1 protein-coding gene is annotated in these 1,816 nt (G+C 65.8%); it reads left to right on the forward strand.

What is annotated here, in order from left to right:
• Window positions 1–1,816 (forward strand): 1-deoxy-D-xylulose-5-phosphate synthase (gene dxs, locus F1542_RS16835; protein ID WP_227672838.1); only part of this gene is annotated, 1,816 nt, incomplete at both ends.

Consider the following 1,816-nt stretch of genomic DNA (forward strand, 5'->3'; position numbering starts at 1 on the left):
ATTCCGACCCTTGGGCGCTACCCCCAGCTTGACCGGGTGCGCGCGCCGCATGACATGCGCAACCTTTCGGTGGAACAGCTGAAGCAGCTGGCGGAGGAACAGCGGTCCGAGACGATCGATGCCGTGTCCACCACCGGCGGCCACCTTGGCGCGTCGCTGGGTGTCGTGGAACTGACGGTGGCGCTGCATGCCGTGTTCGACACGCCCGATGACCGGGTGATCTGGGATGTCGGCCACCAGGCCTATCCACACAAGATCCTGACCGGGCGGCGCGAGCGCATCCGCACCCTGCGCCAGCCGGGCGGGCTGTCGGGCTTCACCCGGCGCAGCGAAAGCGAATACGACCCGTTTGGCGCCGCGCATTCGTCCACCTCCATTTCCGCGGGCCTCGGCATGGCGGTCGCCCATCACCTGCGCGCGGAGGAAGACCCGTCCTACCGTGAGCGCAACGTGATCGCGGTGATCGGCGATGGCTCGATTTCGGCAGGCATGGCGTATGAGGCAATGAACAACGCCTCGCATTGCGGCCCGGGCGCTGAACGCCTGATCGTGGTGCTGAACGATAACGAGATGTCGATTGCGCCCCCGGTCGGCGCGATGTCGAACTACCTGTCGCGGCTCATGTCGTCACGCAAGTTCCTTTCCCTGCGCGAACTTGCCGCCAAGATGGCCAAGCGCCTGCCCGGCCGTCTGGAACGCACGGCCAAGAAGGCGGATGAATACGCGCGCGGCATCATGACCGGCGGCACGCTGTTCGAGGAACTGGGCTTTTACTATGTCGGCCCGGTTGACGGCCATGACATGAACCAGCTGGTCCACATCCTGCGCAACCTGCGCGACGCCGAGGATATCGGCCCCGTGCTGGTCCACGTCATCACCGAAAAGGGCCATGGCTACACCCCGGCCGAATCGGCGGGTGACAAATACCACGCGGTGTCCAAGTTCAACGTCGTGACCGGAGAACAGAAGAAAGGCCCGTCCGGGCCGCCAAGCTACACCTCGGTCTTTGCGAAGGAACTGGTGCGCCAGGCCGCGACCGACGACAGGATCGTCACGATCACCGCCGCCATGCCGTCTGGCACGGGGCTGGACAAGTTCGCCAAAGCCTATCCCGACCGCTTCTTTGACGTGGGCATTGCCGAACAGCACGCCGTGACCTTTGCCGCCGGCATGGCGACCGAGGGGCTGCGCCCGTTCTGCGCCATCTATTCCACCTTCCTGCAGCGCGCCTATGATCAGGTGATGCATGACGTGGTGCTGCAGAAACTGCCGGTGCGCTTCGCCATTGACCGCGCGGGGCTGGTCGGCGCCGATGGCGCGACCCATGCCGGTGCGTTCGACATCGCCTATCTCGGCTGCCTGCCGGGCATGACGCTGATGGCGCCCAGCAACGAACTGGAACTGCTGCACATGACCGCGACCTCGATCGCGTTTGACGAAGGCCCGGTCGGCCTGCGTTATCCGCGTGGCGCGGGCCTGGGGCTGGAGCTTCCGGGCGCTGGCCAGATCCTTGAGATCGGGCGCGGGCGAATCGTGCGGGAAATGACCCGCCAGTCCGGCCCCGAACAGGGCGGCATCGCCATCCTGTCGCTGGGTCCGAGGCTGGAGGAAGCACTGAAGGCCGCCGACATGCTGGCCGCCCAGGGCCTGTCCCCCACCGTCGCCGATGCCCGTTTCGCCAAGCCGATCGACACCGCGCTGGTCGAACAGCTTGCGCGCAACCACGCCGTGCTGATCACGATCGAGGAAGGATCGGTTGGCGGATTTGGCAGCTATGTCATGACCCATCTGGCCAAAACCGGCCTGCTGGACCGCG

The organism is Komagataeibacter sp. FXV3, assembly GCF_015155755.1.
Taxonomy (GTDB): Bacteria; Pseudomonadota; Alphaproteobacteria; order Acetobacterales; family Acetobacteraceae; genus Komagataeibacter.